The following is a 15,703-nucleotide window of genomic DNA, read 5'->3' as shown; positions in this document are numbered from 1 at the left end:
ATTTTGTTATTCAGGAAAATTGCGGTAAAGAGCGGCTGATTTGGTATTCGTAAACCAATGCGGTTTCCACGTGGCTAACTTCTTTTCTTGCTGTAATAGCGTTAAAAACGAAGTCTCGCAGATGCATAGAATCGGTCACGGTGACATGGACTAAAAAATCGTTGTCACCACCCATATGAAAAATGCTCATCACTTCCGGAAGGGGAAGTAAGTCTGCCTGAAACTGGTCAACCGTCGCGCGATTGTGATCAGACAGTCGCACCGAAATCATCGCCTGAATATGTCCACCTAATGCATTGACATCTACTAGCAGTCTTTGTCCAAGCATGACTTTTTCAGTTTGTAGACGTTTGATTCTTTCCAGGCAAGAAGAAGGTGCCAAGCCGACTTTCAATGCTATGTCTTTGTTTGACATTTCAGGTGTTTCAAACAGTTCCGCTAGGATTTTCAAATCGGTAGTGTCTAATACTCGTTGGGGTTTGGCCACGTTACCTCTTTACACGTTATGGTTAGTACTCAGTTCAAAAACTGGTTAGTCTGCCAGATATAATCCGCCTAAAACGGCTTCACGGCTTGCCCCCGTGACGCTTGGCAGGTTGCCCGGCTGATTGTTGATAAATGCATAAGCCAACCAGGCAAAGGCTGCAGCTTCGACAGCGTCCGCCGACATGCCGATTTCATCCGTCGTCGACAAGTCAACTTCGACGAGCTCGTTCTCCAAACATTCCATCAAAAAATCATTTTTAGCGCCACCGCCGCATACAAAAACCTGATCGACTTCGCCTAATTGTCTAATTTGGTCTGCGATACTGCAGCAGGTCAACATGCATAGTGTCGCCTGCACAGATTCTGGCGAAATGGTCCGTTGCATGCGCTCAATATGTCGTTCTACCCAATCTAGATTGAACATCTCTCGCCCCGTGCTCTTTGGAGCTGGCATTGAAAAATAGGGCTCATTGAGCATGCTTTTTAATAACTGGCAATCCCGTTTACCAGAAGCCGCCCATGTGCCATTCTTATCGTAGGGCTGGCCCAAGTGTTTTTGAGTCCAGGCATCCATCAGTGTATTGCCCGGCCCGGTGTCATAACCGATTACAGGAATTTCAATATCTTGAGGGATATAACTGATGTTACCAATGCCACCGATATTCAATAAAACACGATCATGATGTGAATGTCGAAAAATGGCTTGATGAAAAGCGGGACTCAAAGGCGCTCCCTGACCGCCAAGAGCAATATCTTTTCTTCTGAAATCTGCCACAACATCAATCCCTGTTAAAACGGCAAGTGTGTTGGGATCACCAATTTGCAAAGTGAAACCCGTCGCGCCATCTGGGTGATGTCGTATAGTTTGCCCATGTGAACCAATTGCTCGAATGTTGTTTGCCGAAATATCGTTGTTGGCCAAAATTTTACTCACACCGTGGGCAAAACATTGTGCAACCGCACGATCACAATGGCCAAGGTTGACAACCTCATTTTCGCCTACTGAACATAAACGATTAAGTAACTTGAGTAAGGAAGAGGGGTACGCGAAAGTTTCAAATGCGATGATTGTCGGTTGTATTTTGGAAAAGTCCACAATAGCCACATCGACACCATCCATACTGGTACCAGACATTAACCCTATATACAGGTTAGGCATAAATCTCCTAACGATTCATGGCAAGCATTATTCGTTTAGTATTGTTTAGCTGAGTCATTCTGCGCTGAGCAAGTTTGGCAAATGCCGCGGCTTCTTTTTTGGCAATGGGTTTGGCTTGTGGCAAGGTGACAGTTCTCGGATTGCGATGTACGCCATCTACTAAAAATTCATAGTGTAAATGAGGGCCAGCAGCTAAACCTGTTGCGCCTACATAACCTATAACCTGTCCTTGTTTAACAGATTGCCCTTTTTTCACAGCACGTTTAGAAAAATGCAAATACTTAGTTACATATTTCTCGCCGTGCTGAATAAACACGTGGTGTCCATTATATTTATCGTATGTCGCACGGATAACTCTTCCGTCACCAGCGGCTATTACGGGTGTTCCAGTGTTTGCTGCGTAATCGACACCGCGATGTGCCTTCCAACGTTTTTGTACAGGATGAAAACGACGCTTTTTGAAACTAGAACTGATGTATTTAAAATTGACTGGAGCGCGAAGGAAGCTCTTACGCATGCTCCGACCTTCAGGAGTATAATAGTTGCCATCATCGTGCAGGATAGCTGTGAAAGTTTCTCCTTGATTAACGAATTCAGCGGCGATTATTTTGCCATTCTCAACAAACTCGCCATCAATAAAGTGTTCTTCAAACACGACATTAAACGTATCGCCTTCACGAAGCTCCAAAGCAAAGTCGATATCCCATCCGAAAATACCTGCCAAACTCATTATATGATTTTGAGATAGGTTTGCATTAACTGCCGCATTCCAAAAATTACTCTTTATTTCGCCTTGGGCATAATTGTAACGTTTGTCTATTTGTTTACTGGAAATTGAGCTTGTGTAAGTTTTCGCAGCTTGCTTATCAATTTTCAATGTGTCGGTAGCGGATAAAGCGTAGGCTAGAGACGAAAGCTTGCCTTCATTGTCAATTAACAGTTGTAATTGTTGTCCAGGACGCATTTTTAACAATTGCTTGGCGTCTTTGCCTGCTGTGCTGACGTAATAGGTTTCTTGAGGGGTCAAGCCAGCGCGTGCAAATATTTTTGCCAGATTGTCGCCCTTTTTGACTGCGAAATTCTGCCACTGTGGCGAATCTTCGAAGAACTCTTCACTCAGCTGTGATGCAGTTGCGATTGTCAAAGGAACATCGTAGCGTTTCCCGACTTCCAAAATCTGGCTATTCTTCGACGCTTTGGCAGGGTCGCTGGGAATGAGCAGCAAGATTAATACAAACACGGCAAACCCAGACAATAATGCCTTATGTTTGTTAGGTAATTGATTAAGAACTTTTTGTACCACGAGTAACGAAATCTCTCATAAATTTGCTAACGTGAGAATATAACGATTAGCTGCAATTATCTAGGTGTAGGTTAAAAAATGTACAGTTTTGTGCGTATAATGCAGTATAACAGGTTATAGAAAAATATACATAAAGCCTTTAACTATGGTGTCTGCACGCGTAAAATGCGCGGCTCAGATTTATCTTAGTGCTGGTTGTAAGAGGAAACAAAATGACAAATTGGCAAGACGCCATTCGCGAAATAAAGCGAGGTGCAGACGAAATATTGATCGAAGAAGAGCTGATTGCCAAGTTAAAAGAGGGCAAACCCTTAAAAATTAAAGCTGGCTTTGATCCTACTGCACCTGACCTTCACTTGGGTCACACCGTATTGATCAATAAACTTATGGCCTTTCAAACACTTGGGCACGAAGTCATATTTTTGATTGGTGATTTCACAGGTATGATTGGTGACCCTACGGGCAAAAATGTAACCAGAAAGCCGCTCAGCCGAGAAGATATTTTGGCCAATGCTGAAACCTACAAAGAACAGGTCTTTAAAATCCTTGACCCAGAGAAAACCACAGTTAAATTCAATTCCGAATGGATGGACCAAATGGGCGCTGCGGGCCTTATCAAGCTTGCGGCACGACAAACAGTTGCAAGAATGCTTGAACGTGACGACTTTAAAAAGCGTTATAACGGTGGTCAGGCGATTGCCATCCATGAGTTTTTATATCCATTAGTACAAGGATGGGACTCGGTTGCATTGCAAGCAGATGTCGAATTAGGTGGAACTGATCAACGATTTAATTTGTTGATGGGCAGGGAGTTGCAAAAAGCCGAAGGTCAAAGCCAACAGACAGTTCTGATGATGCCGTTGCTGGAGGGGTTGGATGGCGTACAAAAAATGTCAAAATCTTTGGGCAACTATATTGGGATAACTGACGCCCCCAATGACATGTTTGGCAAAATTATGTCAATTTCTGACGAGCTCATGTGGCGTTACTTTGACTTACTCAGTTTTAAACCTCTTGAAGAAATTGCTTCGTTGAAACAAGTAGTTAAAGAGGGCGCAAATCCTCGTGATGTTAAAATTGAATTAGCAAAAGAAATCATTGCCCGTTTTCATGACGAAGATGCGGCTCAAGCGGCACATCAAGATTTCATTCAACGCTTCCAAAAGAACGCCATTCCAGATGATATCCAAGAAGTTGCTATTCCATCAGTTGAATCTGTACCCATTGGTAACCTGCTCAAAGACGCTGGTTTAGTCGGTTCTACGTCAGAGGCCATGCGCATGATTAAGCAAGGTGCTGTGAAAATCGATGGAAACAAAGTTAATGACACTAAACATTTGATTGAATCGCCCAGCGAGGCCGTCTATCAAGTAGGTAAAAGAAAATTTGCTAAGGTTAAATTGGGTTAGTGTTCGCCATAATTTGACCTGAACCAATCCACTATAAGAAGCCTTCGGTGTTCATGTGGATTGGTGTTATTGATCTCAGGTTTATTAGTTTCTCACACTGGCTACGGCATAGTACGCGCTCAAACCAACTCTTTTGAGTGATGAAAACGGGAACTTAGGCAGAGGTGACTGCCAGAAAGGCAAGTCAGGCAAACTTTCAGGCTGGCAAATACTTTGGGCCAGCCTTTGACCAGCGAGCGTTGAAAAAGCAAGTCCTGAGCCACAATAGCCCATCGAATAGTGGATGCCTTGATTCTCGACACTGTGGATGCGCGGGTAGTTATCGAAGGTCGCGCTAACCCAGCCGCTCCAAAAATGACTGATATCAATCTGTTTTAAGGCGGGAAAGGTTGCCTCCAAACCATCGATAAGCCTCTTTTGGTTACTGGCTTTGTTTGCATTTTTGCCTTTAATTGCACCTCGTCCCCCAAACAAAATTCGATTGTCCGGTAATAGGCGATAGTAATATTTCATTCGACGGGTATCCATACCCATCAAACCTTCTTGCATATTGATCGAAGCCAGCTCATTTTCATTTAAAGGTCGAGTCACGATAATGCTAGACATCACTGGAAAATGACGTTGATCAACTGTTTCATGCAGATCTTTTCCGGTGTAACCATTGGTTGCAATGATCACTTGCTGCGCTTCAACTTGTCCTTGAGGAGTGGTCAATTCGTGAACATTACCTACCTGTTGCCATTTGGTAACAGGGGAGTTTGAAAAGACTTTAGCCCCAGCACTTTCAGCCATTCGATGATAACCCAGGGCAAGTTTCAATGGATTCACGCCAAAGCACTTATCGAAATAAATGCCACCATACATATTAGCGCTATTCATAAAATCTCGAGCAACCTGTTTACTGTGCAAATAGCGAACGGACTCACCAAATCGTTTATTGAGCTTTTCCGCCTGATCTCTTAATGCTGAAACCTTTGCGCGCCGGTGTGCTAGCTTAATATAACCTCCTGGGGTTTTGTCACATGCGATTTGACCAATTGATATCATCTCTTCAACACTTTTTATTGACAGCATGTATTCGTTAAACACACCCATTGCCGTCTCTTGCCCCCATTTTTGTTCCATGTCTAACAATGACAAACGGCCAGTGCCTGGTAAAACGAAGCCAGCATTGCGACCACTGCAGCCCCATCCGGGCTGGTTGGCATCCACAACAATTACATCTTTTCCATAGCGAGACGCCAAATGATATGCTGCACTTAAGCCGGTATACCCTGCACCTATTATTGCAATATCGGTTTTGATATGTTGCTTCAATTCTATTGGAGTAGGGAAGGTGTCAATTGTACTGGCCCAATACGAAGCTGGATAACCCTGCTTTGGCTCGGGGTGTGAGTCGGTCAACGGATCATACATATGATAAGAGCGTCTTATATTTAAAAGGTTAAGAGCATCTCGGCAGCGACACATTCACATATGTCTGGGCAAACTGGGCAACAATAACCGTCCTCGATACTCATGTGTCGCCATTTCCCCGGGTGTTTGGCGATAAGTTCGCCACCGCATTTTGAGAAATAACGAAATGCACTATTACCAGGGCTGGCTAGCCAGATATGTGCCAGACCCGCTTTTGCCCCTTGAAGTTTGGCCTTTTGAATAGAAAGATTTAACAAGTTTGAGCCTACACCATGGCCACGATAGGCGTCACTCACGGTGTTGCACTTAAAATAGCAAACCTGCTCAGGAGAGACATTCCACTTCTCAGGTGAGCACCATTTGTCTGTTTGCCAATGGGGGGCAGCGATCGTTAACCGAAATCCGACCAATTCGTCTCCAATAACCGACACATAGCTAGCGTTGATCCGCCTATCAAAGGAATTTTCATACAACTGCTTGATGCTTCTTTGATCAAGGTAATTGTCACCATGCACTTGGTTTCCAAGTGCAATGATCCGATCGAAATGCTCTGGTGCTAGGGAGTGGTATTCGATTTCAGCCATTTGCGATTTTTCGGTTTAACATTGAAGTGACACAAATATACATCTAAGGCTTCGACAGAAATTCGAATCTCTCTGACAGACAACCACAGAGAGTACATCAAAAATACCAAGCTTGCAGCGAAGATCCCGCCACCAATAGCCGGATATCCAATATACAGAGCCAACATTGACAATACACACAAAAAGAAACTCACTACACCAACCTCTTGCATACGCTTAATCAATTGAATGCGCTCACGCAAGTTGGCGATTTGAAGTTTTGTGTTGTCATTAGAATTGTCACGGTCAAAATTTCGGATTATCTGTGCCAACGCAATGAAGCGATTGGTATAAGCTAAAAGAAGCAGAGAAATGGCTGGGAATAGCACCGCTGGGGTGGTTAACGTGATGTCCATCAGGATTGCGTCTCTTTAACTTTGTTAAGTACTGCGCGAATAAAAACACTAGCGTCCTGCTGAGTTGAAAATAAATGTTTCTCCAGATGTGTTCCTATCCCTGCAGTTTCCCGGACTCTGCGTAATTGATCGATGGACAGTGCAGTACCAACACAATAAGCATCAATCACACAACCTGATTTAATAGCGTCTTTGTGCGAGACATACAATAATTTTTCAGCTTCAGCAGTAAACGCCTGACACTCTGACAAATCGCCCAAATAACCAAATGGCCTTCCTTTTATTAGTGAGAACATCTCCATGATGTCATGGTTAAACTTTGCTGTTAGACCATGCCCAATTGCACCAATAATTTTAGACGTCAGGATACCGTCCTGATACTGCAATGTGTATCGTCCATACTTGTCCTGTCCACTATAGGTTTTCATTATTTTTCGATAGGATTACCTGATGTTTCCCATCCTAGCATATCTCCTTCTAAGTGTTTAACCGAGGAGAATCCGTTTTCCACTAGCGCATTGCCCGCTTTGCCTGCTCTAAAACCCGAGCGACAATACACAACAACAGTTTTGTCTTTGTAACCTAGAAGACGCTCAATGTTTTGCGCTATTTCAGTATGTGGGATATTTACTGCGTTGGGGACATGACCGGCTGCATATTCTTCGGGACTACGAACATCTAAAATCAGTAAATCTGTTTTATCTGCTTGTTGCAGTTGTTGAGCGGAGATATCTGCAATCTCCTCTGCAAAAGTGACAAAACTAAAGACACTCAGTATAGAAATCAGGACTCTTTTTAAAAACATATAAAGCTCCTTGGATAACGATAGGGTTATTAAAGAGTGGATTCATAAGGTGTCGCAAAATGAAGCCACTCTGTTCGATTTACTTTGGTCTATTAGTATCGATAAGAGTCCGCTTTAAACGGGCCATCAACGTCAACATTAATGTAATCAGCTTGTTGTTGGGTCAGTTTGGTGATGACGCCACCAAATCCTTCGACCATGTATCTTGCTACTTCCTCGTCCAATTGTTTTGGCAATACTTCAACTTTCAGAGCGGCCTTTTTGTCTGGTTCAGACAAATTGGCATAACCTTGTTGGAATAAGTGAATTTGCGCGAGAACCTGGTTGGCAAATGAACCATCCATGATCCGTGAGGGGTGACCAGTAGCATTACCAAGATTGACCAGGCGGCCTTCTGAAAGCAGAATTAAGTGATCACCCTCGTCATCACTTCTGAATACTTTATGAACCTGTGGTTTGATTTCATCCCAGCGCCAATTTTCTCGCATGTAGGCGGTGTCGATTTCATTGTCGAAATGACCAATATTACACACGACGGCAGTCGATTTAAGTGATTTCAAAATGTTGGCATCACATACATTTACATTGCCTGTGGTGGTGACAACTAAATCTGTGTTGGAGAGAAGATCTGTGTTGATATCGTCTAGATTGCCAGTATTCTCCCCATTATTGTATGGAGAAACTAATTCAAATCCATCCATACAGGCTTGCATTGCACAAATAGGGTCAGCTTCTGTAACCCGGACGATCATGCCTTCTTGGCGCAATGACTGAGCAGAACCTTTACCTACATCACCATAACCTATTACCAAGGCTTTTTTACCAGCCATAAGATGATCGATCGCCCGTTTAATCGCATCATTCAAACTGTGACGACAGCCATACTTGTTGTCATTTTTGGATTTAGTCACCGAGTCGTTAACATTAATTGCAGGGATTTTTAGCGTGCCTGCTTCGAGCATCTCTAACAGTCGATGAACGCCTGTTGTGGTTTCTTCGGTAACGCCATGAACGTTTTCTAAAACCTGAGGATATTTATCGTGCAGCATTTGTGTTAAATCGCCGCCGTCATCAAGAACCATATTGGCGTCCCAAGGTTTGCCATCTTTGAGGATCGTTTGTTCAAGACACCATTCGTATTCTTCTTCTGTTTCGCCTTTCCATGCGTATACCGGAACGCCGGCAGCGACGATGGCTGCTGCGGCTTGATCTTGCGTGGAGAAAATATTACAGGAAGACCAGCGAACCTCAGCACCCAAATCCACCAGGGTTTCGATCAATACACCAGTCTGTATTGTCATATGAATACAGCCTAAGATTTTGGCACCCTTGAGGGGTTGTTGCGCATGATATTTATCGCGAATTTTCATTAAGGCAGGCATTTCGCTTTGAGCGATAGTCAATTCCTTTCGCCCCCAATCTGACAAAGTGATATCTGCCACCTTGTAATCGCCAGTAATCATTACGTGATTTTCTTGATTCATATGTTGTTCCGGTAATAAAGAGTACGAAGAATGTGCCACAACATTCAGCCAGACACAATATTGCTATTTCGAATTTCAAGTAGACAAGCTTATACGGCCAATGAGGTTTTTCAGTTCAATTGCTTATGATTACAAAGCGTAGAGTAGCGCGCTAACCAATCCAATCAAAACAAGTTGAGCCATTAAGGTTTGGTTGATTGCCAATAACGTACGTTGCATGTCGTCGAAACGCACTTCTCGAGTACCACCTACTTTGGGATATCTCACTTTGTTTGTTCCGTATATGGCTGGACCGCCCAGTTGAATTTGCAAAGCTCCGGCAATCACCAACTTAATGTACTGGGTAAATGCCAAATTAGCAGGGCGATTGCGCAGTGACTTGAAAGCCCTGAAAAATCCCCCAATCAGAGCAAACAGAAGTGCGAATAAAAGTTTAGGGATAAAAAAAACGATATTGCACAGCGAATTAATTGGTTGTCCAAACTCTCGATTACTAGATAATTTAATATTCCAACATTGAGACAATTCAAAAAGCAACCTAACAGTAAGTGCCGCCAAGCCTCCGCCAAACAAATACCACAAAATGATGGAAAATTGCTGAAAAAGAAAGCGTAGGCTCAGCGATTCAATCGCAGCTTTGCCAATTCCCATTGGTGACAAAGTAGAGGTGTCGCGCAAAACCATTTGCTTCAAATATTGCCGCGCTAAAATTTTTTGCTCTTGTTTGATAGCTTTTTGTACTCGTTGAAACTGCTTGATGACAGGCTGATACTGAATAGCAATGAGTAGCATGAATGCGTCAAAAAATAACGGATATTTAGCAATAAACATGGATATTGCGATTATTACCAGCATTGGGATCAACAACACTATTATGGCCAACGTGCCTGAAATTCTTCGTTGTAGAGGACTACGGCGTTTAGGAGGGTTAACCTTGCGCCCAAGGTTTGTAGCAATCAGTTTAAACAGTGTCAGCGGGTGATAGTGGACTGGCCATGGCATGAATCGCTCAATAGCAATGATGATGGTCACTATTATCAGTGACTCAAACCCCGAACTTGTTAGCCAGGACAGCCCGTCTTCAAACATATTCTAAGTTTATCTCTGCGACAGTTCTGCAATCATGCTCATAACAAGTTCAGCTGAATGCTTCGCTGCTTGGTCAATATATGACTTGAATGACACCGTTGAAGTTTGTCCGGCAATATCAGACAACGAGCGGATGACCACAAAAGGTGTGTCTAGCATGTAACAGGTTTGGCCTATGGCAGCCCCTTCCATTTCAACTGCTCGCATATCTGGGAACAGCCCTCGAAGTCTGGTAGCTGCTTCATCACAGCCAATAAATGAGTCGCCGGTGCAAATGAGTCCTCGCTTACTCTTAATATGAACGACATCTTTAGCCGCGTGCTCAGCAGCTTCAATTAATCGCTCATCACAAGGGAAAATTGCGGGCATGCCGTAGACTTGTCCTCTTTCGTATCCAAAGTGCGTAACGTCAACATCATGATGCTGTACGCTGGTACCAATCACTAGATCACCGATGCTTAAGTCGGCATCGAAGCCACCTGCAGAACCTGTATTCACCACAAAGTCTGGAGCAAATTGATCAATCATTACCGTGGTAGCAACAGACGCCGCCACTTTGCCAATGCCGCATTTCACAACAACGACTTCGACACCATGCAATTGACCCGAGTAAAAATTTAAATGAGCGTATTCGGATATTTCAACATTTTCTAATGAGGCTTTAAGCAATGCAACCTCTTGATCCATTGCGCCAAGGATAGCTATTTTCATGGAAACCTTTGATAACTGAATTTTGCGCGAATTCTAGTAGTTCATAACATAAATAGCGAGGGTTTAGCGGTGATTAATCACGCAAAAAATGAAAAAAAGCCCTCCTCAGATGCTGAGGAGGGAGGACGCCTACTATACCATTACTGTGGAATGGTATTACTCATGCTGCCACAGGTCTGCTAGAACGGAGTGGACGTTTAGGTTTGTCGGCGCGGGGATTGTCCGGATTTTGAGTGCCTGGGATAACGACTTTAGGCTGTTTGCGCTGCATCGGCGCAAGTTTAGTCTCAATGCATTCTTTAATTTCTTGAGGGTTGTAACCCGTTTTCACTTTGATCCGCAGATGTGGGATACGAGCAGCATCAAGAGCACTGCTGACATACCAGTCTCGCTGGGTTTTATAACCTTCTTTTCCTTTGTTGTGAACTAAGTCGACAGCAATAACAGGGCTCATATCCTGTTTGTCACACAACACAAAGTCTAATTGACGTCCAGAGGCCTTAATCAACGCATTTTTGGCTGTTCGCTTGTCAGTATTTTGACGTAACGAAACGATTTCAGACAAACGCACTCGGCATAAAACGCGATATTTATTTCCCACAGCACGCTCGATCAACTCTAAGAAATTGCGTTCTGTGGTTGTGAGAAGTGATGTCTTGCGTTTAAACGGAAAAGAAAGCCCGCCATCATTGAGCTTCAACGCACCCAGCGCAACAACGATCAACAGCATCATTAAAATAATAGCCAGTTCCATAACGACTCCTATTCAGACAAAAAATTGACACTTAAAGCAAGGCCAAATGAGTATTAATGGATATTTAGCAAGGTCGATGCCAGTGTGTTGACTTTGTATAAAGTGCGATCAAAATGGTCAACAATTTCAAACACTTTCTCACAGTTCAGGTCGCTCGTTTTACGTACACTGATTGCCACTAATAAATGTTAAGGAACCAACAACATGAAAAAAATTATTTTACCGGCAATAGCTGTCCTACTAATGAGTGGTTGTGCCACCCAAAGCTTTAGTATTAATGGCACCACAGATAATGAGCCGACTTATGAAGACATGCAGCACTTTTTTGTTTCAGGTTTGGCACAAGAGCTAGATGTCAATGCCGCGGAAATCTGCGGTGGTGCAGAAAAAGTAGTAAAAGTAGAAAGCCATCATTCTTTTATAAACGGCGTTTTAGGTGTTTTGACCTATGGAATTTATACACCACGAGATGCGCGTGTTTATTGTAAGTCGGATAAAGAAAGCAGCTAAACTCCATGTTTATGTAAAGAGGCGAGGCAGATTTGAGCCGCTTCTATTGTGTCCCCTCAATCCTGGATGAGCTATGCCGACACTTCTTTTCTAGGATTGCGGTTATGTTGATTTAACTAATACGTCTACTTGGGTGCCAGCACCGTCCTTTGAAATGACGATAATTTTATTAGCATTTTCATACTCAAGCACTATCCGACCTTTGAGCTCCTGAATCGAGTCTGCTTCCCCCAATTCACTGGTGTAAAAGTCACGAGTGCTCTGCTGATCGGTTGTCGCGTGGTAAGTCAGGCTAGCAGGTAACGCATCATCAAATAATTGGCAAAGTTTGGCTTCAGGATAAAGCGGCAACGAATGAAATTGAGCCGGACAAGATTGCGCGCTATAACCGTCCAAGGTCGCGTCTTGTGCATTCGCAGTAAACCCGATGAATGCAAAACATACAATGGGCGTGAATGAATTAAGACGTGTTAAAATAAACTTCACCGGTCTTTTCCTGTCATATACTTGAAGATACTACACACTATAGAAGTTGTGCGACTATCGGGCAACCGATATCCTGCACCATAAGGTATGCAAGCAAGTAAATGGGTATGATGTCCTGGTTATTAAAACGAATTAGCGATTACATTCGATTAGGTATTTTTGCTGCGGGCATATTAATTGGTGTTCAAGCACCTGCTTTTGTGGATCAGTATGAAAAGCGTGTCGATGCGCATTTGATTGAGGCGAAAGAAATCTTAAACGGATTTCAAAATACCGCAAATCGCTATTTTGAAGGCGATATACAGCGGCTTATCACGCATTATCGAAATAGCCAGGATAAGGTTTTTGAAGACGACGCCAATAATATAGAGTTTATCGTCAATCGCGTCGAGACTCTTAAAAAACAGCAACAAGCCCTTTCTACAGACTTTTTAAATCAGGTTCGTTATCTAACCTTAAGTGCAGACAAAGAGTTAGCGTTCGAGACTTTTGATAACTATTCGTATGTCGTGCCACTAAATTCTCAGGCATTGATTTCTGGAGCAGTTATTGCGGTCATTTTCCTATTGATTTCTGACTTTTTTGCTTTTCTTACTAAACGCAGCGTGAGACGTTTGAAAAGCAATAAAACATCCCAAGACTTGCATAGTAAACACTAAATAGATCACAGATAAGTGTTGGATGTATTGAAATTAAATTTCACTCACTTAGGTTTGGTCTTTAATTCAAATTAACAGGTGAAGTAAATAACCCCAATCCCGGATAAGCAACGCCTGTAAGCACCGCTATTTATCCCCTTATCTTCGTTGTTCATTATGCGTTTAGAGCGACTAGACAACATAATTCTCGCCTTGATAAGGGAATAAATCACGGCACTTACCTATTAATAACCAATATCAAAATGACGATAGCTTCTATATCATTGATAAAGCTTTAAAAACTAAGCTATATCGACATTTCTTATTCAGAATTGGGGTTAAATAGATATGACTAGGCTAAAAATCGACATTGTCTCCGATGTGTCTTGTCCATGGTGCATTATAGGGTATCAAGGTTTGCGTCAGGCGTTAGATCATTTGTCTGCCGATATGCAGGCAGATATACATTGGCAACCATTTGAGCTTAACCCTCAAATGCCCTCTGAGGGGCAGGAAATCAATGAGCATATTACGCAAAAATATGGGATTTCACTGGAACAGGCTGCACAAAATCGGGAAATGATTAAACAACGGGGTCTCTCAGTCGGTTACGAATTTGGTAACCGTGGTGGTGGCCGAATTTACAATACCTTTGATGCCCATCGTCTGTTGTACTGGGCAGAGACTTTTAATAAACAGACTGAGCTGAAGTTGGCCTTGTTTGACTTGTACTTTCAACAAAGTGGTAACCCGAGTGACCATCAACAATTATTGTCCGTTGTGGAACAGGTCAGTTTAGATGTTGATGAAGCAAAATCGATACTTGAAAGCGACCGGTATGAGCAAGAGGTTCGCACAGCACAGCGCCATTATCAAAATGCTGGAATACAGTCTGTCCCTGCAGTAATCGTTAACAATAAACATTTGATCAGTGGCGGCCAACCAACCGAAGTATTTGAACAGGCGCTTAAACAAATCGTTAAAGAAGATTCGTAACGCACCTTTTAAAGGTACAAAAAAAGGGCTGTTAAGCCCTTTTAATATTTAATCGAATGTTAGACACCTAAGTAATCCAAAATACCATCTGCGGCCTTACGTCCTTCATCAATGGCGGTAACTACCAAATCTGAGCCACGAACCATATCACCACCAGAGAATATTTTGGGGTTAGACGTTTGGAATGGGAATTTCCCTTGTGCCGGTGCACGAACACGTCCTTTTTCATCCAAAATAATCCCATAATCAGCAAACCAGCTTGCAGGGCTGGGTTGGAAACCAAAGGCGATGATGACTGCGTCGGCTTCTAATACATGCTCAGAGCCTTCGATTTCAACTGGACGGCGTCGACCTTGTGAATCGGGTTCACCCATTTGCGTTTTCACCAATTTCACCCCGCAGGCTTTGCCATGCTCATCAACGGCAATATCAAGTGGCTGCAAATTGAATTGGAATTCAACCCCTTCTTCGCGGGCGTTAACCACCTCACGGCGAGAACCGGGCATGCTCTCTTCATCACGGCGGTATGCACAAATAACACTTTGTGCGCCCTGACGAATGGATGTGCGAACGCAGTCCATGGTAGTGTCTCCACCGCCAAGAACGACCACCCGCTTACCTTTCATATCGATATAATCAGCAGGATCTTTTTCAATCCCCATGACACGATTGGTATTGGCAATTAAAAAAGGTAACGCTTCGTGCACTCCCTCTACCGTTTCATTGTCAAAGCCACCTTGCATAGATTTATAGGTTCCCATACCAAGGAAAACTGCATCGTAGTCGTTCATCAGTGTCTCAAACGAAATGTCTTTGCCGATTTCAGTGTTGAGCACAAACTCAACACCCATTTCGGTGAAGATCTCCCGTCGCAAAGTGATGACATCTTTCTCCAATTTAAATGAAGGGATACCGAATGTTAGTAGGCCACCAATTTCTTCGTATTTGTCAAATACGACAGGTTTGACACCATTTCTTACCAAGATATCTGCACAGGCCAAGCCAGCAGGTCCGGCACCAACAATTGCAACCTTTTTATCTGTTTCGATCACGCCAGACATGTCAGGACGCCAGCCCATCTTGAATGCGGTGTCAGTGATGTACTTTTCGATACTACCAATGGTGACGGCACCAAAGTCATCGTTTAGCGTACAAGCACCTTCGCAAAGTCTGTCTTGTGGACACACTCGGCCACAGACTTCAGGCAAACTGTTGGTCTTGTGCGAAAGCTCTGCTGCTTCCAAAATTCGCCCTTCATTAGCCAATTTCAACCATTGAGGAATGTAGTTATGTACCGGACATTTCCATTCGCAATAGGGGTTACCACAATCCAAACAACGGTCCGCCTGACCTTCAGTTTGTGATTGAGAAAGCGGTTGATAAATTTCGCCGAAATCTTCTTTACGCATTATGATCGGTTTTTTCGGCGGATCGATACGTTCGACATCTACAAATTGATATACATTTTTAGCCATGTT

At 43.2% G+C, this 15,703-nt stretch carries 18 protein-coding genes; 4 read left to right on the top strand and 14 right to left on the bottom strand.

Annotated features, from left to right (window positions below):
* Positions 1-10: 10 nt before the first annotated feature.
* The 3 genes from FM019_RS09925 to FM019_RS09915 are packed head-to-tail and all read right to left on the bottom strand — an operon-like array spanning position 11 to position 2,948.
* The gene (locus FM019_RS09925; RefSeq protein WP_143835745.1) at positions 11-487 is read right to left on the bottom strand and encodes an Lrp/AsnC family transcriptional regulator; all 477 of its coding nucleotides are present in this window, start codon (positions 485-487) and stop codon (positions 11-13) included.
* 45 nt (positions 488-532) lie between these two features.
* Positions 533-1,645: an anhydro-N-acetylmuramic acid kinase gene (locus tag FM019_RS09920; RefSeq protein WP_143835744.1), complete on the bottom strand. Its 1,113-nt coding sequence runs from the start codon at positions 1,643-1,645 to the stop codon at positions 533-535.
* A gap of 7 nt (positions 1,646-1,652) precedes the next feature.
* On the bottom strand, positions 1,653-2,948 hold the full coding sequence (locus FM019_RS09915; RefSeq protein ID WP_143835743.1) for a peptidoglycan DD-metalloendopeptidase family protein: 1,296 nt from the start codon (positions 2,946-2,948) through the stop codon (positions 1,653-1,655).
* A 212-nt stretch (positions 2,949-3,160) separates the two neighbouring features.
* On the opposite strand from FM019_RS09915, the gene tyrS reads away from it, so the two are divergent.
* Positions 3,161-4,357 carry a tyrosine--tRNA ligase gene (tyrS, locus tag FM019_RS09910; protein WP_143835742.1) on the top strand — a complete coding sequence of 399 codons (1,197 nt, stop codon included), beginning with the start codon at positions 3,161-3,163 and terminating at the stop codon, positions 4,355-4,357.
* A gap of 84 nt (positions 4,358-4,441) precedes the next feature.
* Here the strand turns inward: tyrS and FM019_RS09905 are convergent, their stop codons facing one another.
* The 9 genes from FM019_RS09905 to FM019_RS09865 all read right to left on the bottom strand — a co-directional run bounded on the left by FM019_RS09905 (position 4,442) and on the right by FM019_RS09865 (position 11,595).
* Positions 4,442-5,773, bottom strand: a complete 1,332-nt coding sequence (locus FM019_RS09905) for an NAD(P)/FAD-dependent oxidoreductase (protein ID WP_143835741.1) — start codon at positions 5,771-5,773, stop codon at positions 4,442-4,444.
* Between the two features lie 20 nt (positions 5,774-5,793).
* Complete coding sequence (locus tag FM019_RS09900; RefSeq protein ID WP_143835740.1) at positions 5,794-6,357, bottom strand: GNAT family N-acetyltransferase; 564 nt, start codon at positions 6,355-6,357, stop codon at positions 5,794-5,796.
* Positions 6,330-6,752: a DUF2721 domain-containing protein gene (locus FM019_RS09895; RefSeq protein WP_143835739.1), complete on the bottom strand. Its 423-nt coding sequence runs from the start codon at positions 6,750-6,752 to the stop codon at positions 6,330-6,332. The genes FM019_RS09900 and FM019_RS09895 overlap by 28 nt, the downstream gene beginning before the upstream one ends.
* Positions 6,752-7,180, bottom strand: a complete 429-nt coding sequence (locus tag FM019_RS09890) for a hypothetical protein (RefSeq protein WP_143835738.1) — start codon at positions 7,178-7,180, stop codon at positions 6,752-6,754. Before FM019_RS09890 ends, FM019_RS09895 begins: the two co-directional genes overlap by 1 nt.
* Entirely contained in the window at positions 7,180-7,557 is a 378-nt protein-coding gene (locus tag FM019_RS09885; RefSeq protein ID WP_143835737.1) for a rhodanese-like domain-containing protein, read from the bottom strand. The genes FM019_RS09890 and FM019_RS09885 overlap by 1 nt, the downstream gene beginning before the upstream one ends.
* A gap of 92 nt (positions 7,558-7,649) precedes the next feature.
* The gene (ahcY, locus tag FM019_RS09880) at positions 7,650-9,041 is read right to left on the bottom strand and encodes an adenosylhomocysteinase (RefSeq protein WP_143835736.1); all 1,392 of its coding nucleotides are present in this window, start codon (positions 9,039-9,041) and stop codon (positions 7,650-7,652) included.
* A 129-nt stretch (positions 9,042-9,170) separates the two neighbouring features.
* Entirely contained in the window at positions 9,171-10,130 is a 960-nt protein-coding gene (locus FM019_RS09875; protein WP_143835735.1) for a cobalamin biosynthesis protein, read from the bottom strand.
* A gap of 9 nt (positions 10,131-10,139) precedes the next feature.
* On the bottom strand, positions 10,140-10,841 hold the full coding sequence (locus tag FM019_RS09870; RefSeq protein WP_143835734.1) for a 5'-methylthioadenosine/adenosylhomocysteine nucleosidase: 702 nt from the start codon (positions 10,839-10,841) through the stop codon (positions 10,140-10,142).
* A 160-nt stretch (positions 10,842-11,001) separates the two neighbouring features.
* Positions 11,002-11,595 (bottom strand): DUF2726 domain-containing protein, encoded by a 594-nt coding sequence (locus FM019_RS09865; RefSeq protein ID WP_143835733.1) that lies wholly within the window; start codon positions 11,593-11,595, stop codon positions 11,002-11,004.
* Positions 11,596-11,799: 204 nt separating this feature from the next.
* Between FM019_RS09865 and FM019_RS09860 the strand changes: the two genes are divergently transcribed.
* Complete coding sequence (locus FM019_RS09860; protein ID WP_143835732.1) at positions 11,800-12,105, top strand: Bor family protein; 306 nt, start codon at positions 11,800-11,802, stop codon at positions 12,103-12,105.
* A gap of 102 nt (positions 12,106-12,207) precedes the next feature.
* Here the strand turns inward: FM019_RS09860 and FM019_RS09855 are convergent, their stop codons facing one another.
* Positions 12,208-12,591, bottom strand: a complete 384-nt coding sequence (locus FM019_RS09855) for a hypothetical protein (RefSeq protein ID WP_260681591.1) — start codon at positions 12,589-12,591, stop codon at positions 12,208-12,210.
* 101 nt (positions 12,592-12,692) lie between these two features.
* On the opposite strand from FM019_RS09855, the gene FM019_RS09850 reads away from it, so the two are divergent.
* Complete coding sequence (locus tag FM019_RS09850) at positions 12,693-13,250, top strand: DUF2937 family protein (protein ID WP_143835731.1); 558 nt, start codon at positions 12,693-12,695, stop codon at positions 13,248-13,250.
* 327 nt (positions 13,251-13,577) lie between these two features.
* On the top strand, positions 13,578-14,225 hold the full coding sequence (locus FM019_RS09845; protein ID WP_143835730.1) for a DsbA family oxidoreductase: 648 nt from the start codon (positions 13,578-13,580) through the stop codon (positions 14,223-14,225).
* 59 nt (positions 14,226-14,284) lie between these two features.
* On the opposite strand, the gene FM019_RS09840 is transcribed toward FM019_RS09845, so the two are convergent.
* Positions 14,285-15,700 (bottom strand): FAD-dependent oxidoreductase, encoded by a 1,416-nt coding sequence (locus tag FM019_RS09840; protein ID WP_143835729.1) that lies wholly within the window; start codon positions 15,698-15,700, stop codon positions 14,285-14,287.
* Positions 15,701-15,703: the final 3 nt, after the last annotated feature.

Origin of the sequence: Aliiglaciecola sp. M165 (assembly GCF_007197995.1) — a bacterium.
In the GTDB taxonomy this organism is placed as follows: domain Bacteria; phylum Pseudomonadota; class Gammaproteobacteria; order Enterobacterales; family Alteromonadaceae; genus Aliiglaciecola.
Note: the sequence above shows the minus strand (reverse complement) of the source record. Positions and strands in the feature narration are given on the sequence as shown.